General features: G+C 68.2%; 3 protein-coding genes. 2 read left to right on the top strand and 1 reads right to left on the bottom strand.

Features of this window, described 5'->3' with window-relative positions; translation table 11 throughout:
- Window positions 1-1,526 (top strand): fimbria/pilus outer membrane usher protein (locus FFS27_RS30245; RefSeq protein WP_137952429.1); only part of this gene is annotated, 1,526 nt, incomplete at its 5' end.
- Window positions 1,523-2,470 carry a Csu type fimbrial protein gene (locus tag FFS27_RS30240; RefSeq protein ID WP_003099330.1) on the top strand — a complete coding sequence of 316 codons (948 nt, stop codon included), beginning with the start codon at window positions 1,523-1,525 and terminating at the stop codon, window positions 2,468-2,470. The genes FFS27_RS30245 and FFS27_RS30240, both read left to right, overlap by 4 nt.
- A 1-nt stretch (window position 2,471) precedes the next feature.
- Here the strand turns inward: FFS27_RS30240 and FFS27_RS30235 are convergent.
- Window positions 2,472-3,733 (bottom strand): spinster family MFS transporter (locus tag FFS27_RS30235; RefSeq protein WP_137952428.1); only part of this gene is annotated, 1,262 nt, incomplete at its 5' end.

The following is a 3,733-nucleotide window of genomic DNA, read 5'->3' as shown; positions in this document are numbered from 1 at the left end:
AGCCCGGTCCCTTCGCCATCAGCAACGTGCCGTATATCAACGGAGCCGGCGAAGCCACGGTGGTGACCACCGACGCCCAGGGCCGACAAGTGGTGACCAGCCTGCCGTTCTACGTATCCAACACCCTGCTGGCGCGCGGCCTGAGCGATTTCGACCTGTCCGTCGGGCGTCTGCGCGACGACTACGGCCTGCGCAACTTCTCCTATGCCGACAATGCCGCCAGCGGCATCTACCGCTACGGCGTCAGCGACCGCCTGACCCTCTCCACCCACGCCGAGGCCGCCAGCGACCTGCGCCTGCTCGGCATCGGCGGCGACATCGCCGTGGCCACCTTCGGCACCCTCAGCCTGGCGGCCAGCGGCAGCGACGGCCAGGGCGACAGCGGCCAGCAATACCTGCTCGGCTACTCCTACTATTCGCGACGGCTCGGCCTCAGCCTGCAACACATCGAGCGCAGCGCCGGCTATGGCGACCTCGGCACCTGGGACGGCGAGTACCAGTTGAGCCGGCGCACCGACCAGGCTACCGCCAGCCTGACCTTCGACGAGCAGGGCACCATCGGTGCCGGCTACTTCGACATCCGCGCCCGCGACGGCAGCCGCACGCGCCTGGCCAACCTCTCCTACAGCCGCCCGATCGGCAGCCGTAGCAGCTTCTACCTGGCGCTGAACAAGGATCTCGACGGCGACGGCTACAGCGCGCTGATGCAACTGGTGATTCCCTTCGACATCAACGGCCTGCTGAACATCGGCGTCACCCGCGACAGCGACCGGCGCTACAGCGAGCGGGTGATCTGGAGCCGCTCCACGCCGAGCCAGGGCGGCCTCGGCTGGAACCTCGGCTATGGCGGCGGCGCCAGCCGCTACCAGCAGGCCGACCTGACCTGGCGCATGCAGAACGTGCAACTGCAGGGCGGCCTCTATGGCGAGACCGGCAACTACACGCGCTGGGCCGATCTCAGCGGCTCGCTGGTATGGATGGACAACGCCATGTTCGCCAGCAACCGGATCAACGACGCCTTCGTCCTGGTCAGCACCAAGGGTTATCCACAGGTGCCGATCCGCTACGAGAACCAACTGATGGGCAGTACCGACGACAACGGCCATCTGCTGGTGCCCTGGGTCGCGGCCTACTACCCGGCGAAGTTCCAGATCGAGCCGCTGGACCTTCCGGCCAACGTCAGCGCGCCCGAAGTCGAGCAGCGCGTGGCGGTACGCCAGGGCAGCGGCCTGCTGCTGGATTTCCCGATCCGTGCCGTGGTCGCCGCCAGCATCAGCCTGGTGGACGAGCGCGGCGAACCGCTGCCGCTGGGTAGCCGGGCCGAAGAAACCGGCAGCGGCCAGCGCGCCAGCGTCGGCTGGGACGGCCAGGTCTATTTCGAAGGATTGCAAAGCGACAACCAGCTACGCGTGGTCCGCCCCGACGGCCGGGCCTGCCAGGCACGCTTCCGCCTGGACACGCGCAAACCCACCGTCAGCCAGGTCGGCCCGCTGACCTGCTCGGCCCCCATCGGAGATACGCCATGAGCCGCCACTCCACGTCCGCCTGCCTGCTCGGCTTCGCTACGCTCTGCGCCAGCCCGTTGCTGCTCGCCGCCTGCACCACCAGCTCCGGCACCGGCAATTTCGGCAGCCTGAGCTCGTTCACCGTGGCCAGCACCGCACAGACCATCACCGGCACCACCGGCTTCAAGTGCACCGGCAGCCTGTTGTCGATCCTCAGCACCAACACCATCGACGCGACCATCGCCAGCACCGCCAATCCGCTGGGCACCACGCCGCGGCTGTACAATGCCGCCAGCGGCACCTACCTGCCCTACAGCATCTGCAAGGACAACGGCTGCGGCACCGTCTACAACGTCGGCTCGACGGTACGCTGGAGCAGCACCACCTTCCTCGGCATCCTCGGCCTGTTCAACGCCACCGACGGCAGCCTGCCGCTGTACCTGCGCACCGCCACCGGGGTGACCCTGCCGGCCGGCACCTATACCGATACCATCGGCCTGAACTGGGCCTGGCACCTGTGCGCGGCGGGCATCGGCCCAGTCTGCGTATACGACGACGGCACCGCCAGCAGCAGCGTCAACGTTACCCTGACGGTGCTCAAGGACTGCTTCATCGACAGCGCTCCGGACCTCAGCTTCGGCAGCGCCGCGCTGGTCTCGGCCTTCACCGCGGTGAACCAGAACATTGGCGTGCGCTGCACCCTGAACGCCACCTATACCATCGGCTTCGACAACGGCAACAACTTCAGCGGCGGCTGGCGGCGAATGCTCAGCGGCGCCAACGCGATCCAGTACAACCTCTACAAACCGGGCGACTCGACGGTCTGGACCACCAGCAACACCCAGGCAGGCACCGGTAGCGGCGCAGCGCAGAACGTGCCGTACCGGGCCATCGTCAACCCGGCACAGGGCAACGTCCCCGCCGGTACCTACAGCGATACCGTGCGGGTCATCCTCACCTACTGAGTCAGGCCGGCTGCCGGGACGCCTTCCAATCCTCGCCGTCCTCGCCTTCCCGTCGCAGGCTCCAGTCCTTCAGGTGCTCCAGGCTGGCGCGATAGGGCTTGAGGCCGATCCCCAGCAGGACCACCGCGCCAAGCACCGCGGCCAGGGTCACCAGCAGCAGCGAGTAGCGCAGCGCCATGTCGTCGGCGAAGACGAAATCGGTGACCAGCGCCACCGCCGTCGGGCCCACGCCGAGACCGAACAGGGTGACCACGAACAGGTAGATCGCCGAGGCCTGGCCGCGCATCGAGTTGGGCATGATCTCCTGGATCGCCGCCGGGGCCACGCCGAACGGCATGCTCAGGAAGAACACCGTCGGCGCCATCAGCGCCGCCGCCCAATTGGCGTTGTCCAGCAGCGGATAGACCAGGGTGAAGGGAATCACCGCCCAGGCGGCGAGCAGCCCGACGCGCATGTTCGCGTCGCTGCGCCCGCGCTTCGCCCAGTAGTCGGCCAGGCGCCCGCCGAAGACGATGCCGAGACAGCCGAACACCGCGACGATGCTGCCGTAGACCACCCCGACATGACCGGCGTCCCAGCCGTGGGTGCGGACGAAGAAGGTCGGCACCCAGGCGCCGCTGCCGTAGCCGGCGAAGGACAGGCAGGCGAAACCGAAGTTGTGGCAGAGCACGGTCTTGCGGTTGGCCCGCAGGTAGGCGCCGACCTCGCCCAGCGGCACCGCCACGCCTGCGCCGACTCCGCGCCGAGCCGGCTCGCGGATCGCCAGCAGCAACAGGCAGAAGAGCACGCCGGCGGCGCCGAGGATGAGGAAGATCAGTTGCCACGGGCGCACCTCGCCGAACAGCGGCAGGTGCACGTCGCCCTGGGCCGAGGCGAACTTGATCACCAGCCCGCCGAGCAGGAAGGCCAGCCCCGAGCCCAGGTAGATGCCCATCGAGTAGACGCTGATCGCCGTCGCCCGACGCTCGCGCGGGAAGCTGTCGGCGATCAGCGAATAGGCCGCTGGCGACAGCGCCGCCTCGCCGACCCCGACGCCGACCCGGAAGGTGAGGAATTGCCAATAGCTGCGCGCCAGACCGCAGGCCGCGGTCATCGCGCTCCACACCAGCACGCCGAACAGGATCAGACCGCGCCGGCTGCGGTTGTCGGCCATGCGTCCGAGCGGGATACCGCAAAGGGTGTAGAACAGGGCGAAGGACAAGCCCATCAGCAGGCTCATTTCCGTGTCGCTGATGGCCAGGTCGCGGCGGATCGGGCCGACCA

This window comes from Pseudomonas sp. 2VD (assembly GCF_005503585.1).
Classification (GTDB): Bacteria; Pseudomonadota; Gammaproteobacteria; order Pseudomonadales; family Pseudomonadaceae; genus Pseudomonas; species Pseudomonas aeruginosa.
The sequence above is the reverse complement of the archived record's forward strand: the minus strand, read 5'-3'. Positions and strand labels throughout refer to the sequence as shown.